The 14,805-nt window shown below is 69.4% G+C and carries 12 protein-coding genes; 10 read left to right on the forward strand and 2 right to left on the reverse strand.

The genetic code is table 11. The annotated features are described in order from the left end of the window. Positions 1-19: 19 nt before the first annotated feature. On the forward strand, positions 20-670 hold the full coding sequence (locus AVZ66_RS10100) for an HAD family hydrolase (RefSeq protein WP_058983958.1): 651 nt from the start codon (positions 20-22) through the stop codon (positions 668-670). On the opposite strand, the gene AVZ66_RS10105 is transcribed toward AVZ66_RS10100, so the two are convergent. Next, positions 667-2,589, reverse strand: coding sequence for a molybdopterin biosynthesis protein (locus tag AVZ66_RS10105; protein ID WP_058983959.1), 1,923 nt, complete (start codon positions 2,587-2,589; stop codon positions 667-669). The genes AVZ66_RS10100 and AVZ66_RS10105 overlap by 4 nt on opposite strands. Continuing rightward, positions 2,586-3,785: a gephyrin-like molybdotransferase Glp gene (gene glp / locus AVZ66_RS10110; protein WP_058983960.1), complete on the reverse strand. Its 1,200-nt coding sequence runs from the start codon at positions 3,783-3,785 to the stop codon at positions 2,586-2,588. The genes AVZ66_RS10105 and glp overlap by 4 nt, the downstream gene beginning before the upstream one ends. Positions 3,786-4,531: 746 nt before the next feature. Here glp and AVZ66_RS10115 point away from each other — a divergent pair. From AVZ66_RS10115 to AVZ66_RS10155, 9 genes are all read left to right on the forward strand, one after another. Beyond that, the gene (locus AVZ66_RS10115) at positions 4,532-4,882 is read left to right on the forward strand and encodes an Hsp20/alpha crystallin family protein (RefSeq protein WP_058983961.1); all 351 of its coding nucleotides are present in this window, start codon (positions 4,532-4,534) and stop codon (positions 4,880-4,882) included. 4 nt (positions 4,883-4,886) lie between these two features. After that, positions 4,887-6,548, forward strand: a complete 1,662-nt coding sequence (locus tag AVZ66_RS10120; RefSeq protein ID WP_058983962.1) for an AarF/ABC1/UbiB kinase family protein — start codon at positions 4,887-4,889, stop codon at positions 6,546-6,548. 45 nt (positions 6,549-6,593) lie between these two features. Then, positions 6,594-7,667, forward strand: coding sequence for an aminotransferase class I/II-fold pyridoxal phosphate-dependent enzyme (locus AVZ66_RS10125; RefSeq protein WP_058983963.1), 1,074 nt, complete (start codon positions 6,594-6,596; stop codon positions 7,665-7,667). An 84-nt stretch (positions 7,668-7,751) separates the two neighbouring features. Then, positions 7,752-8,132, forward strand: coding sequence for a translation initiation factor IF-5A (locus tag AVZ66_RS10130; RefSeq protein ID WP_058983964.1), 381 nt, complete (start codon positions 7,752-7,754; stop codon positions 8,130-8,132). Positions 8,133-8,135: 3 nt separating this feature from the next. Next, entirely contained in the window at positions 8,136-8,954 is an 819-nt protein-coding gene (gene speB, locus AVZ66_RS10135; RefSeq protein ID WP_058983965.1) for an agmatinase, read from the forward strand. Positions 8,955-9,192: 238 nt separating this feature from the next. Continuing rightward, complete coding sequence (locus AVZ66_RS10140) at positions 9,193-9,951, forward strand: Nif3-like dinuclear metal center hexameric protein (protein WP_058983966.1); 759 nt, start codon at positions 9,193-9,195, stop codon at positions 9,949-9,951. A 126-nt stretch (positions 9,952-10,077) separates the two neighbouring features. Next, positions 10,078-12,348, forward strand: coding sequence for a methyl-accepting chemotaxis protein (locus tag AVZ66_RS10145; protein ID WP_058983967.1), 2,271 nt, complete (start codon positions 10,078-10,080; stop codon positions 12,346-12,348). 1 nt (position 12,349) lies between these two features. Then, positions 12,350-13,066 (forward strand): bacteriorhodopsin, encoded by a 717-nt coding sequence (locus AVZ66_RS10150; RefSeq protein WP_058983968.1) that lies wholly within the window; start codon positions 12,350-12,352, stop codon positions 13,064-13,066. 166 nt (positions 13,067-13,232) lie between these two features. Then, positions 13,233-14,633 (forward strand): FAD-dependent oxidoreductase, encoded by a 1,401-nt coding sequence (locus AVZ66_RS10155; RefSeq protein WP_058983969.1) that lies wholly within the window; start codon positions 13,233-13,235, stop codon positions 14,631-14,633. Positions 14,634-14,805 lie beyond the last annotated feature (172 nt).

Here is a 14,805-nt window from a genome sequence, read left to right on the forward strand (position 1 = left end):
CCCCTTACTGGCTGGTCTGATGCAGGCCGCCGACTACGACGTCTGGCTGTTCGACCTCGACGGCACACTCGTTGACACCGAGTGGTCGTACACGCGGGAGGTGTTCGACCGCGTCGGCGACCGCGTCGGCCACGAGTTCTCGGACTACCAAGCGGAGGTGCTGTGGCACGGTCTGGGCGGCTCGCGGGACGCCCAGCTGCGCGAGTGGGGGTTCGAGCCGTCGGCGTTCTGGGACGCGTTCCACGACGTCGAAGACCCGGCCACGCGAGCGGAAGCGACGTACCTCTACGACGACGCCGCGCAGGTCGCGGACCTCGACGGGCCCGTAGGCGTGGTCACGCACTGCGCGGAGTTCCTCACTGGCCCCGTGATGGACAGCCTCGACATCGGCGACTGGTTCGATGTCGTGGTCTGCTGTGACGACGACACGGGCTGGAAGCCCGACCCGCGCCCCATCGAACTCGCGCTCGACGGCCTCGACGTGGCGCCCGACCACGACGGCGTCTACGTCGGTGACGCCGAGAGCGACGTCGGCGCCGCTCGGAACGCCGGCCTCGACGGCGTCCACGTCGAGCGCCACGACCCGCACAAGCGCGGGCACTGCGTCCTCGGCGACCACCGCGTCGAGTCCTTCGACGACCTCTTCTTCGCGCCCCGGAGCGCGGACTAGGCGTCGTAGCCCGCGAGGTCCGCGAACACGTCAGTGGCGTCGTCGAGGACGGCCGCGAGTTCCCGTACGCCGGCTTTCTCGACGCGCTCGGGGTTCGCGAGCGCGCGCACCGCCTGCTCGCCGACCGGCACGAATTCGAGGCCGAGGCGGTCCGCCGTCGCGCGCAGCGCGAGGCCGGCGTCCGCGTCGCCCTCCAAGACCGCTCGCGCCGGGCTCTCCGTCCCTTTCGTCTCGCGCTCGTAGCCGTCGATTTCCTCGGCGAGCGTCCGTCGGTCGCTGTCGCGTTCGTCGGCCAACTCGGTGAGCGCGTCGTCGAAGGCGTCGCGCAGCCCGCTCGCCGTCGTACGATTCGACAGCGTCACCTCGGCGTCCACGAGGTCCGCGACGCCGGAGATTGCGAGCGGATTTCCTGCGGGGACGACCAACCCCCACTCCCGGGTCCACGACGCGAGTTCCTCACCCTCTCCTCGACTGTCCGTCGTCACGGCGACGTCCGGCACACCGTTGCGGAGGCGGCGCGCGCCCTCGCGGGCGCCCAGTCCGAGGAATCGCGGGTTCGAGAGTCGGTCGAGCACGCGGTCGAAGCCGGGGTCGCGCTCGCCCACCGCGAACACCGAGGGCGGGCGGACGGACGGCGAGAACAACTCCACGTCGACGGTCTCGCCCTCGTCGAGGTACTCGGTGTCGGCATCGACGGTGACGGTCCCGTCGGCTTCGACGAGGCTCGTGGTCGCGCCCGAGCCCTTGTCGACGGGGTAGACGAGCGTCTCGCCGTCCCCGGACTCCACGAGTCCGGCGGGCATCAGGCGCGTGCGGCCCTCGCCGTAGCGCTCGCGGACCGCCATCTGTCCCTCGACGGTCGCCGAGCGCGGCTCCGGGAGGTCGGCGGCGTCCCGGATTTTGGGCGCGACGAACGCCCGGAAGATGGTGAGCGCCGAGACCGGATAGCCGGGGAGGCCGACGTACGCCGCGTCGCCCATCTCCCCGACGAGCATCGGCTTCCCGGGCTTGACGCTGACGCCGTGCAGGAGGAGTTCGCCGCGCTCCTCGACGACCTGATAGACGACGTCGACCGCGCTCGCGGAGGTCGACCCCGAGGAAAGGACGAGGTCACAGTCGTCCGCGGCGTCGCGAAGCACGCGCGCTAGCTCGTCGTAGTCGTCGCCGGCGTGCGGGTACAGCACCGGTTCGCCGCCCGCGTCGCGCACGGCGGCGGCAATCGAGTAGCTGTTCACGTCGTAAATCTGGCCCGCGCGGTGGCTCACCTCGCCGCCCGGCCGCACGAGTTCGTCGCCCGTGGACACGATGCCGACCCGGGGCTTCTCGCGCACCGGCACCGTCTCCATCCCGAGCGCGGCGAGCAGGCCGATTTCCCGGGACGTGAGCACCGTCCCCGGGCCGAGGACGCGGTCGCCCGCCGCCACGTCCGCGCCCGCGACCATCACGCCGTCGCCGGGCGCGAGCGAGGTTCTGACCGTGACCGTGTCTCCGTCGCTGCTCGCGGTTTCACCGCTCGCTCCTTCCGTGGAGCGTTGCTCCACGCGCGCGGTGCGTTCGACCATCACCACGGCGTCCGCGCCGGGTGGCACGGGCGCGCCGGTCGAAATCTCGGCGCACGTCCCCTCGCCGACGCTGACGTCGGGTTCGCTGCCCGCGTGGATGTCGCCGACGCACTCCACTTCAACGGGGTCGGTCTCGCTCGCGCCGAACGTGTCCGCCGCGCGGACGGCGTAGCCGTCGACCTTCGCGCGGTCGAACCCCGGCACGTCGAGGCGGGCGTCGATGCGGTCCGCGAGCACGCGGCCGTCCGCGTCGTCCAGTTCGACGCGCTCGACGCCCGGCGAGAGGTCGAGGCCGTCGATGACCGCGTGGGCCTCCTCGGGGCTGGCGAGGTCACGGAACTGCTTGCGGTCGCTCATCGGTGCGCCTCCCAGTTCTCGACGGCCACTGTCTCGCCGGCGTCGAAGCCCTCCGTCTGCTCGGGGACGACCACCCAGCCGTCAGCGAGCGCGACGCTGGAGAGCACGCCGCTCCCGCTCGCGCTCACCGGCGTCGCGACGCGCTCGTCGCCGCCCTCACCGAGACGAACGCGGGCGAACGTCCGCACGCCCGGTTCGGAGCGAATCTTTCCGTCGAGGCGCGCCCGCACGCTCGGCGGGTCGTCGACGGGCATCCCGCCGACGCGCTTGACTGCGGGCCGCAGGAACTGCACGGCGTTCACGATGCACGCGACGGGGTAGCCGGGCAGCATCACCACGAGCGTCCCCGCGACCTCGCCGAGTGCGACCGGGTGGCCGGGCCGCAGCGCGACGCCGTGAACGAACACCTCGCCGAGGTCGTCGACGACCTCCGGGATGAGGTCGCGCTCGCCGACCGACGACCCGCCCGTGGTCACGACGATGTCCGCGTCGACGTTGCCCTCCACGGCCGCCGCGAGCGCCGTCTCGTCGTCGGTGACGACATCGTGGTAGCGAGTGTTCGCACCCCATCGTTCCGTGAGCCGAGAGATAGTGAGACCGTTCGTCTCCACGACCTCGCCCGGTTCGGGGTCGTCCTGCACGAGTTCCTCGCCGGTCGGAACGACCGCGACTTCGGGGCGCTCGTAGACCTCGACCTCGCGCAGGCCGACGGACTTCAACAGCCCGAGGTCGGAGGGCCGGAGGCGGTGTCCGGGCTCGTAGAGCCGGTCGCCCGCCGCCACGTCCTCGCCGACCGGCGCGACGTTCTCGCCCTCGCCGACCGCCGAGAACACTTCCACGTCGCCGGCAGTGGTGTCGGTCTGCTCCACCATCACGACCGCGTTCGCCCACTCCGGGACCGCACTGCCCGTGTGGACGCGCTCGGCGTCGCCGTCGCGGAGGACCGCCGGCGAGCGGTCGCTCGCGCCGAACGTGTCCGGTGCGCGGACCGCGAACCCGTCCATCGCCGCGCGCCGGTAGTGCGGAACGTCCCGCTCGGCGGTGACGGCAGTCGCGACCGTCCGCCCGTCCGCGTCTTCGAGGGCGACGCGCTCGGTGCGGTCGTGGACCGCGACCCGGTCGAGGAGTCGCTCGCGCGCGGCCTCGACGCGTGTTCGTTCCTTGAAGCCGGCGTCGTGCCGGTCGTGTTCGGTCATGAGCGTGTGTTGGGTTGGGGTCGGGGTAAAGGCTGCGCGGCAGTCCAGCGGACTGCCGCGTTAATGCGAACGGCGAACGGAGTGAGCCGTGAGCAGCGCGGCGCGCCTGAGGCGCGCCGCGTTATTGCGAACGCGGAGCGCAGCGATGCGTGAGCAGGGTGGGCGCGCGTGCTCGACCGTAGGGAGAGCACGTTATGGCGAGCGGGGAGCGGAGCGACCCGCGAGCAGCGTGGCTGACCGAAGCGACCCGCGAGCAGCGCGACCGACCCGCGACCGGTCACCGACTCGCGACCGACCCGTGAACACCCCAGCGCACCCACCCCGACGACCGAACCACCCCACGAACCCGTCCAACAGCCCGAAAACCGGGCTTAATTCGGCTTAACCGTCGGTAATCCGGCGTGAGCGACTGCATCGTTGAATACCCCGGCGCCCTTCGAGTCGAGTGGCGGCAGACGTTCGCCGCCGGTCAGGGCACACTGAGCGTCACGGTGCGTCGCCGGACATCCCCCAATCCCCCTCGTCGTTGGCGACGCAGTTGGACCGCGCTACTCCCCCATCCGCGTGGTCCGCGTCAGAGTCTGTCAGGACGCCATCCGGTGTGTCGAAGCACAGCCGGTTTCGCGCGCTCGTCGTCGTCCCCCACTGCGAGCGCGCCCGTCCATCGTGGACGGTCCACTTCGTTTTCGCGGTCGTTCCCGCCGACGACCACCGGGTTTAACGCCGCGCCGACCCAACGCCGTTGTATGTCCCGCTTGCGCGAAGCACTGGGGAGCCTGCCCGACTCCGTGTTCGTCGACGTCCTAGAGAGTGACGACGCCTACGCGTTCGTCGTCGACGTGCCGGGAGCGACCGCGGACACCGTCGACGTCCGCATCGAGGGGCGGACGCTCGCGGTGGACGCGCGCCGCGAGAAGGACGTCCCTGCAGATTTCGACTACCGCAGCGAGGAGCGGTCGCTGTTCCTCGAATTGGAACTCCCGCTGCCGCCGAACGCCACCGACGAGGGGGCGTCCGCGAGCGTCGAGGACGGCGTGCTCGACGTCCAACTGCCCAAGCGCGGCGCCGACAGCCACACCGTACCCATCGAGGGGTAGACGAGTGGCGCTGTTCAGGGCGTACCGGCGGTTCGTCGTCGTGGTCTGGCAGTTCCTCCCGCTCGTGTGGGGGTACTTGCGTGACCGGCGGCGGTTCGTGTTGTTCGGCGGGAAGCGCCGCGTCACCGCAGAGATGCGGGTGGCGCGCGCCCGTCGACTGCTGGATTCGCTGTTGACGCTCGGGCCGACGTTCATCAAACTCGGGCAACTGTTGTCGACCCGGCCGGACGTGCTCCCGCCGGAGTACGTGGAGGTGCTGGCGGACCTCCAAGACCGCGTGCCGCCCGCGGATTACGAGGACGCGAAGGTCGTCCTGGAGGAGGAACTCGGGCCGGTCGACGAGCGCTTCGACGACTTCGACGCGGACGCCATCAGCGGCGCGAGCCTCGGCCAGGTGTACACCGCGAAGATAGACGGCGACGAGGTCGCGGTGAAGGTGCGGCGGCCCGACATCGAGGACCTCGTGGAGGCGGACCTACGCGTGATTCGGTGGACGCTGCCCGTGGTCGCGCGCTTCGTCGGGGAGTCGCGGGCGTTCAGCCTCCAGAACCTCGCCGACGAGTTCGCGAAGACCATCCGCGAGGAGATGGACTACGCCCGTGAAGCCGAGATGCTCACGGAGATTCGCGGGAACTTCGCCGACGAACCCGACATCGTGATTCCGTCCGTCTACGAGACGCACTCCAGCAGCCGCGTGCTCACGATGGAGTACATCCCGGGGACGAAAATCTCGAACGTGGCGGAACTGGACCGCCGCGGCGTCGACCGCTCGCAGGTCGCCGAAACCGTCGAGCGCGCGTACCTCCAGATGATAATCGAGGACGGCGTCTTCCACGCCGACCCGCACCCGGGGAACCTCGCGGTGCGGGACGACGGCGCAGTGGTGTTCTACGACTTCGGGATGAGCGGGCGCGTCGACGAGTTCGTCCAGTCGAAAATCGTCGACTTCTACGTCGCCGTCGCCAACCAGGACATCGACGCGATTCTGGACGCCCTCATCGAGATGGGGACGCTCTCCCCGGAGGCCGACCGCGCGACGATGGCGGACGTGATGGAACTCGCCATTCAGGACGCCCGCGGGGAGGACATCGAGACGTACCGCGTCCAGCAAATCGTCGGCCAGGTCGAGGACACCATCTACGAGTTCCCGCTTCGCCTGCCGTCGAACCTCGCGCTCGTGTTGCGGGTGGCGACCGTCGTAGAGGGCGTCTGTGTCACCCTCGACCCCGAGTTCGACTTCATCTCGGTGGCGACCGACTACCTCTCCGAGGAGGGCTACCGCGAGGAGTCGATTCGGCAGTTCGCCGAGGAGACGGCCGACCAGTTCCAGCAGGCCGCCCAGTCTGCGGTGCGCGTGCCGCCGAAGTTGGAGTCCGCGCTGGACCGCGTGGAGCGCGAGGACTTCCACGTGCGCGCGGACCTCGAAGACAGCGACGGCGTGGTCGACCGGCTGGCGCGCCGGGTGGTGCTCGGACTCACGTTCGCAACGAGCCTCCCCACGACGGCGTTCCTCTACGTGGAAGCCGACTTGCTCGCGGCCGGCGTCGTGGGCGCGTTCACGGCGGCGGTCGGCGTCGCCCTCTTCAAGTCGTTCCGGAAGCGCCGCGGGACGCTTGCGACTCCGCAGTTCACGCGGCAGAACCTCAGCGAGCGCCGCGAGGACTGACGCCGCCACCGGCCCTGTTTTGACGCTGCCGCGAGAACGCCGACTGTGGACGTCGACCCCTTCGAGTTGGAGCGGTGGTTCGCGGAGTACGAACACGACGCCGACGTGATGCTCGCGGAGAGCGGCGTGCGCAGCGTGCCCGCCGACCGCTTCGACACCGACCCCGGCGACCTCGGCTACGTCATCCCGACCGACGGCGCGCCCGACGTGCGCGAGGCGATTGCCGCGGACTACGGCCGGAGCGCCGACGAGGTGCTGTGTACCGTGGGCACCCAAGAGGCGAACTTTCTGGCGTTCCAGTCGCTGCTGTCGCCCGGCGACCACGCCGTCGTCGTCACGCCCACCTACCAGAGCCTCCACGCCGTCCCCGACTCCATCTGCGACGTGACCCGCGTCCCCCTGAACGAACCCGAGTGGACGCTGGACGTGGACGCGGTCGCGGACGCGATTCGGCCCGAGACCGAGTTGGTGGTCGTGAACAACCCGAACAATCCGACCGGCCGCAAACACTCCAAGGGCGCGATGCGCGCGCTCTACGACGTTGCCGCGGCCAACGACGCCTACTTGCTCGGCGACGAGGTGTACCGGCTGCTCGCCGAGGACCCGGTCCCGCCAGTCGCGAGCATGGGCGAGTACGGCATCAGCACGGCCAGCCTCTCGAAGGCGTACGGGCTCGCGGGCCTCCGATTCGGCTGGCTCGCCGGGCCTGCGGAGGTCGTGGCGGCCGCAGAGCGCTGGAAGGACTACACGACGATTTCCCCGTCGAAGTTCGGCCAGCACGTCGCCCGGCAGGTACTCGACGGCGAGGAAGAGAGCCTGCGCTCGGCGGCGCTCGAACACGTCCGCGAGAACCACGAGATTACGGCCGAGTGGGCGCGCGGCCACGGCCTCGACTGGCCCGACCCCGTCGGCTGCAACGTCTTCCTGCGCGTGCCCGCGGGCTTCGAGGATTCGCGGGCGTTCTGCCGGACGGTCGTCGAGGGCGCCGGCGTCGTGCTCGCGCCCGGAGACTGCTTCTCGACGGGCGGGGAGTCCTACGACGACCACTTCCGGCTCGGCTTCGGGCTGCCGACCGACGAACTCCGCGAGGGGCTGGCGCGCGTCGACGACGTGCTCTAAGTGCGGTCTCCGCGAGCGTGGGGGCCTCTCCCGGCCAGAACGCGTTCCAAACCGTTTATACACGGCAGGCGTGAATCCGGGCGTATGGCGAAAGAGCAGACCGAAGTCCGGGAACTGCAGGAAGGCAACTACGTCATGATCGAGGACACGCCGTGTCAGATCAACGCCTACAGCACCGCCAAGCCCGGCAAGCACGGGAGCGCGAAGGCCCGCGTCGAGGCCGAGGGCGTCTTCGACGGGAAGAAGCGCAGTTTCAGTCAGCCCGTCGACGCGAAGGTCTGGGTCCCCATCATCGAGCGAAAGCAGGGGCAGGTCGTCTCGATCGAGTCCGAGACGGTCGCGCAGGTCATGGACCTCGACACCTACGAGACCGTGACGATGCAGATTCCCGCCGACCTCGACCTCTCGGCGGACGACAACATCGAGTTCCTCGAGTTCGAGGACAAGCGGAAGATTCTCCAGTAACGGATGTTCCCCGGCGCCAGCCCCGCCGACGAGTCCGCGGACGCGCCGTTCGCCGACGCGGACTACGTCGCCGTGGGCGCGCCGCTGGACGCTTCTACGTCGTTCCGTCCGGGCGCGCGTTTCGGCCCGGACCGCATCAGGAAGTTCGCTCGCACGTTCGAGGACTTCCACCCCGCGACGGGGACACACTTCTCCGAGCTACGGGTCGCCGACCACGGCGACGTCCACGCGTGGCACGACACCGCGGAGTACCTCGACTACCTCGAAGGCGTCCTGACTGACGTCCACTGGGCGGACGCCGTGCCGGTCGTGCTGGGCGGCGAACACACCGTCTCCGTGGCGGGCGTGCGCGCCGCCGACCCCGACACGTTCGTCGCGCTGGACGCCCACCTCGACCTCCGCGAGGAACTGGGCGGCGACGCGCTGAGTCACTCGACGGTCACCCGCCACGCGCTCGACGTCGCCGACGAAGCAATCGTCGTGGGCGCGCGCTCGGGCAACGAAGCCGAGTGGGAACGCGCCGCCGAGAGTGATGTTACGGTTGTGCGTCCCGACGACGCGGCCAACTGGACGCCCGACGTGGAGGGGTCTGTCTATCTCTCAGTGGACATCGACGCCGCCGACCCCGCGTACGCACCGGGGACGGGGACGCCGGAGCCGTTCGGCCTCGACTCCGCGACGATGCGCGACCTCGTTCGCGCGCTCGCCCCGCAGTCAGTCGCGTTCGACGTCGTGGAGGTCAACGACCGCGACGACGGACAGGCCGCCACGCTCGCGGCGAAACTCCTCCGGGAGTTCATACACACCCACGCCGACGCGTAGCGTCGCTATCCCCTACTCTGAGAGAACACTCACCGCGAACGAGCACAGCGAGCCGCTACGCGACTCGATACGCGCGAACGGCGCAGCCGTGAGCACAGCGAGTGAGCGGGCCGACGAGCGACCGTAGGGAGTGAGGAGTGCTTTTGGCGTAGCTTTTGCCAGCGCGGCGCGATTTCGCGCCGCGCGCAGCAAAAGGTACGCCGACGCCTAGAAGTTCCCGGGGCCCGCGCAGTCGTACATGGACCTCTCGGACATCGTCGCGAAGTACGACCAGCGACTGCGCGTCGACGACTACGAGGACGCCGCCACGAACGGCCTGCAGGTCGGCCCCGGCGAGGCCGACGTGGAGCGAGTGGCGTTCGCGGTGGACGCCGCGACAGCGACCATCGAGGAAGCCGTCGAGTGGGGCGCGGACCTCTTGGTCGTCCACCACGGCATCGTCTGGGGCGGCATCGACGCGGTGACCGGCCGCGAATACGACCGCGTGCAGGCGCTGCTGGACGGCGACTGCGCGCTGTACGCGGCCCATCTCCCGCTGGACGGCCACGCGGAACTCGGGAACGCCGCGCGGCTCGCCGACCTGCTCGGGCTGGAGAACCGCGCGCCGTTCGGCGCGCACGCCGGCGAACACCTCGGGTCGCGGGGGACCGCACCGTCGGGGTTCACGACGGACGAACTCGCGGCCACCCTCGACGACGAACTCGACCCCGAGGGCGGTGTGCAAGTGCTCGACTTCGGCCCCGAAACCCTCGAAGAAGTCGCGGTACTCACGGGCAGCGGCGCGGACTGGATTCGGGAGGCCGAGGCCGACGGCGTGGACGCGTTCGTCACCGGCGAGGGCAAGCAGAAGCTCTACCACGAAGCCCGGGAAGCCGGCATCTCTGTGTTCCTCGCGGGCCACTACGCGACGGAGACGCTGGGCGTGCGCGCGCTCCAGTCGGTGGCCGACGACTGGGGCGTCGGGACGACGTTCGTCGACCACCCGACCGGGCTCTGAGCGCGCCGCCGCTTCGCGGTGCCACCGCATCTGCTGTCTCCCGGCGAGACTCGCCGAGAGACAGTATCACGAGCGAAAATCGGGGGCCAACCCTTTTGACGTATCCCGGAGACTGGACGGAGGAAGATGGGGATTGCCCGCCAGTTCGAACGAGTCCGGGGGAGCTACGGAGCGAAACTCGCCGTAGCCCTGCTCGTCGTCGTCGCGATTGCCGTCGGCGTCGGCGCGATGGTGTACCAGCAGACGAACGACCAACTACAGGACGACGTGCGCTCGGAGCTGTCCGCGACCGCGGACGCCCGCGCTGCGCAACTGGACGCATTCCTCGACAACGTGCGCGGCCAGACGCGGCTGGCGTCGTCGCGGCCGGTGCTCGCGTCCGGTGACAGCGAGCAGATTTCGTCGTTCCTCGACGAACTCGCGGCCAGCGAGTCACTGCCCGACGGTGTCGTGGCGGTCCACTACTACGACGCCGCCAGCCAGCAAATCGTCGAGAGTTCCAGCGACGAGTTGACCGGCGTGAACGCCGGCGAACAGGGCGCGGCGTTCGCGACGGACCCGCCGGAGTTCGAGGGGACCGGCGACGTCGCCGTGACCGCGCCGTTCGAGGTCGGCGTCGTCGACTTCCCGGTGGTTGCTGTGCTGTCGCCGGTCGACGGCGCCCCGGACAAGCGCCTCGTCTACATGGTGAACGTGAACCAACTCACTAGCGGCTTCGACGAGGTCGTCGACGGGAGCGACACCGTCGTCGTGAACAGCCAAGGGACGAACGTCGCGCACACCGACGCCTCGAAAGTGCTCGGGAGCCACGAGGGCAGCGAGATGATGCTCGAACGCTCGCTCTCGGAGTCGACGTTCATGAACGACGGTCAGACCGTGATGGCTGCCGCGCCCGTCGAGGGCGCCGACTGGGCCGTGATGGTTCACGCGCCCGCGAGCCAGGCGTTCGCGCTCGGGGACTACGTGGCGTCCAGCGTCGTCGGACTCATCCTCCTGACGGTGGTGAGTCTCGCGCTCGTCGGCGTGACGCTCGGGTCGACGACGGTCATCTCGCTGCGCCAACTGTCGGCGCGCGCCGACGAGATGGCCGACGGCAACCTCGACACCACCATCGAGACCAACCGGAACGACGAGTTCGGCACGCTCGCCGGGTCGTTCCGCCGGATGCGGGACTCGCTGTCGGAGTCGCTCTCGGAGGCCGAAGCCGCGAAGGCCGACGCCGAGGCGGCCCGCGAAGACGCCGAAGCGCAGCGCGAGGAAGCCGAGCAGGCCCGCCAGTCCGCCCAGGAGACAGCGCGCGAACTGGAGGCCGCGGCTGCGGACTACGACGACGCGATGAACGCAGTCGCTGACGGCGACCTGACGCGGCGCGTCGACGCCGACCGCGGCCACGACGCGATGGCGCGGGTCGGCCGGTCGCTGAACGCGATGCTCGACGACATCGAGGACAGCGTCGCCGCGGCGTCCTCGTTCGCCGACCACGTCTCCACGGCGGCCGCCAGCGTCGACGACGGCGCGACGGACGCCATGGACGCCAGCGCGAACGTCTCCGGCGCCGTCGACGAGATTTCGGACGGCGCCACCGAGCAGACCGAGCGCCTCCACGAGGTCGCTGGGGAGGTCGACGACCTCTCCGCGAGCGCCGAGGAGGTCGCCGAGACCGTCGCGTCGCTCGCGGACACGGCCGGACAGGCCGCCGACGCGGTCGAGGACGGCCAGGACGCCGCCGACGACGCGGTCGCGACGATGGACGAAGTCGCGGCGGAAGCCGAGGACGCGGCGGCCGCGATGGACGCTCTCGACGGCGAGATGGACGACCTCGGGGAGGTCGTCGACGTCATCGCGGACATCGCCGAGCAGACGAACCTGCTCGCGCTGAACGCGTCCATCGAAGCGGCGCGCACGGGCGCCGAGGGCGACGGGTTCGCGGTGGTCGCCGACGAGGTGAAGGGCCTCGCCGAGGAGTCCCACGCCGCCGCCCAAGACGTCGAGGACCGGCTGCTGGACTTACAGGAGCAGGTCAGCGACGTCGCCGACGAGATGCGCGAGACCAGCCAGTACGTCGCGGACGGCCGCGAAACCGTGGACGAGACCGCGGCGGCCCTCGACGACGTCGTGGAGTTCGTCGCGCAGACGGACTCCGCGGCCGGCGAGATTCGGGAGGCGACCGACCGGCAGGCCGAAGCCGCCTCGCGGGTCGCGTCCGCCGTCGACGAAGTGGCGAGCATCAGCGAGGAGACCGCCGCGCAGTCGACGGACGTCGCGGACGCGGCGGACGAACAGACCGAGACGCTCTCGGAGGTCGGGGACGCCGCCGCCGACCTCGCGGAGCGGGCGGTCACCTTGGAGGACTTGCTCGCGGACTTCGACGCCCGCGGCGAGGAGGAGGTGAACTGAGATGGCGCTGGAAACGTGGTTCTGGGTCGGCGCCATCGGCATGACGCTGGGCACGCTGTTGCCCGTGCGTGACGCCATCTACAACCCCTCGCGGCGCCGCTTCCACGCCGTCCTCGTCGGCGTCACCGGCATCGCCGCGGTGGCGTACGCGCTGATGGCGGTCGGCGTCGGCGCGCTCGACGTGAACGACTACACAGTCCAGCTCGCGCGGTACGCCGACTGGCTGGCGACGACGCCGCTGCTGGTGTTGTACCTCGCGATGCTGTCCCGTCCGGGCAAGCGAGTGTACGCGGCCCTCGTGGTGGCCGACATCGTCGTCATCGCGGCCGGCATCGGCGCCGCGCTCTCGCCGACGCCCGAGAAGTGGGCGTTCTATGCGGTCGGCTGCGTCGCGTACGTCGCGCTCCTCTACGGGCTGATGCGCACGCTGCCCGCGGCGCTCGGCGAGAACGCCGACCCGCGCGTGGACGCGACGTTCACGACGCTGCGGAACCTCACGGTCGTGCTGTGGACGCTGTACCCCGTGGTGTGGGTGCTCGCGCCGACCGGCATCGGCATCCTCCAACCGGAGATGGAGACCATCGTGGTCGTCTACCTCGACTTCATCAGTAAGGTCGGATTCGTCGCGTTCGCGGTGCTGGGCGCGGACGCAATCGATCGCGTCGCCGGCGCCGCCGACCGGAGTTCAGGCGGCGCGCCCACGGCTGACGACGACTGACGAAACCCCCCTTCGTCACGCAGCGATCTTCCAGCGAAAAATACCGAATGAGGCGACTTCGACGCCGTTTTCGAGAGAATTTCTGTCGTCCGTGGAAAGGGAGAGTTAAGTAGCAGAATCGCCACCCAGGTTACTGTACGGACTACCGCGCGGGAGACACTCAAGCATGAGAGACGAATACGACTTACTCATCGTCGGCGGGGGTATCAGCGGAGCTTCGCTGCTGTACACGGCTGCGAAGTTCACGGACATCGAGAACATCGCGCTGGTGGAGAAAGAAGACGAGATCGCGGCCATCAACTCCCACAGCACGAACAACTCCCAGACACTGCACTTCGGGGACATCGAGACGAACTACACGCTCGAGAAAGCCGAGGAAGTCAAGGAGGGCGCCGAACTGCTCGCCGGCTACCTCGAAGACGCGGACGCCGACCGCGAGATGCACAGCAAGCGCTCGAAGATGGTCCTCGGGGTCGGCGAGGAGGAAGTCGAGAAACTGGAGTCCCGCTACCACGAGGAGGGGTTCGGCGACCTCTACCCGAAGCTCCGAGCTATCGACCGCGACGAGATCGCGGACCTCGAACCGAACGTCGTCAAGGGCCGGGACGACGACAAGGAGATGCTCGCGCTCCAGACGCCGGACGGCTACGTCGTCGACTACGGGATGACCGCTCAGTCGTTCGTCGACGAAGCCGAGGAAGTCGACGGCGTCGACGTCTACACCGGCACTGAAGTGAAGGAGCTCAACGACACCGGCGACGAGTTCCTCGTCGAGACGGACGAGGGCTGGTTCGAGTCCGACGTCGCCGTCGTCGCCGCCGGCTCGCACAGCCTCCAGATCGCCAAGGAGATGGGCTACGGCGAGAACAAGAGCCTGCTGCCGGTCGCGGGGAGCTTCTTCCTCGCGGATGATTTCCTCAACGGGAAAGTGTACACGCTCCAGATGAAGAAGCTCCCGTTCGCCGCCGTCCACGGGGACGCCGACGTCCACGACGACTCCATCACGCGCTTCGGCCCGACCGCGAAGCTCGTGCCGACGCTCGAACGCGGCGAACTCGACACTGTCGGGGACTTCTTCGACGTCTTCGGGCTGAACGTCGACTCGTTCCTGAGTTACGCGAACATCCTCGCCGACCGCATCCTCTTCCCGTACGTCGTCCGCAACCTCGTCTACGACGTCCCCGAAATCGGGAAGCGCACGTTCCTCCCGGAAGTCCAGAAGGTCGTGCCGAGCGCGACCCTCGACGACATCGAGCGCGCGAAAGGCTACGGCGGCGTCCGCCCACAGATTGTCGACACGGAGGCGAAGTCCCTCGACATGGGCGAAGCCAAGATTACGGGCGACGGCATCATCTTCAACATCACGCCCTCGCCGGGCGCATCGACGTGCCTGAAGAACGCGATGCGGGACACCGAGCAGCTCCTCGAGTTCTTCGAGGACGACCACGAGTTCGACGAGGACGCGTTCCGCGACGCCACCATCCGGAACTTCCCGCGCGTCGACGACGAGACAGCCGAAGCCGAAGAAGACGACGCCACCGCTACGGCCGCCGCCGACGACGACTGACGAGCCCGCGTAGCGCTCGGCCACGCTCGTTCTGCCGCCTGCGATTCTCGTTTCTCGGACCGGATTCAGCGCTCAGTAGCGGGTAGGCTCCCGGTCGGTCTGCGCTCGCTTCGGAATCATACAGGAACATTTATTATATTCGTCCTCGCAGTGGGAGATACGTCATGTCGGT

The organism is Halobacterium sp. CBA1132, assembly GCF_001485535.1.
GTDB lineage: Archaea > Halobacteriota > Halobacteria > Halobacteriales > Halobacteriaceae > Halobacterium.

Excerpts from the sequence above, each read along its gene's own strand:
- AVZ66_RS10100 (WP_058983958.1), top strand. The coding sequence starts at position 20 with ATGCAGGCCGCCGACTACGACGTCTGGCTGTTCGACCTCGACGGCACA.
- AVZ66_RS10105 (WP_058983959.1), bottom strand. The coding sequence starts at position 2,589 with ATGAGCGACCGCAAGCAGTTCCGTGACCTCGCCAGCCCCGAGGAGGCC.
- glp (WP_058983960.1), bottom strand. The coding sequence starts at position 3,785 with ATGACCGAACACGACCGGCACGACGCCGGCTTCAAGGAACGAACACGC.
- AVZ66_RS10115 (WP_058983961.1), top strand. The coding sequence starts at position 4,532 with ATGTCCCGCTTGCGCGAAGCACTGGGGAGCCTGCCCGACTCCGTGTTC.
- AVZ66_RS10130 (WP_058983964.1), top strand. The coding sequence starts at position 7,752 with ATGGCGAAAGAGCAGACCGAAGTCCGGGAACTGCAGGAAGGCAACTAC.
- speB (WP_058983965.1), top strand. The coding sequence starts at position 8,136 with ATGTTCCCCGGCGCCAGCCCCGCCGACGAGTCCGCGGACGCGCCGTTC.
- AVZ66_RS10140 (WP_058983966.1), top strand. The coding sequence starts at position 9,193 with ATGGACCTCTCGGACATCGTCGCGAAGTACGACCAGCGACTGCGCGTC.
- AVZ66_RS10145 (WP_058983967.1), top strand. The coding sequence starts at position 10,078 with ATGGGGATTGCCCGCCAGTTCGAACGAGTCCGGGGGAGCTACGGAGCG.
- AVZ66_RS10150 (WP_058983968.1), top strand. The coding sequence starts at position 12,350 with ATGGCGCTGGAAACGTGGTTCTGGGTCGGCGCCATCGGCATGACGCTG.
- AVZ66_RS10155 (WP_058983969.1), top strand. The coding sequence starts at position 13,233 with ATGAGAGACGAATACGACTTACTCATCGTCGGCGGGGGTATCAGCGGA.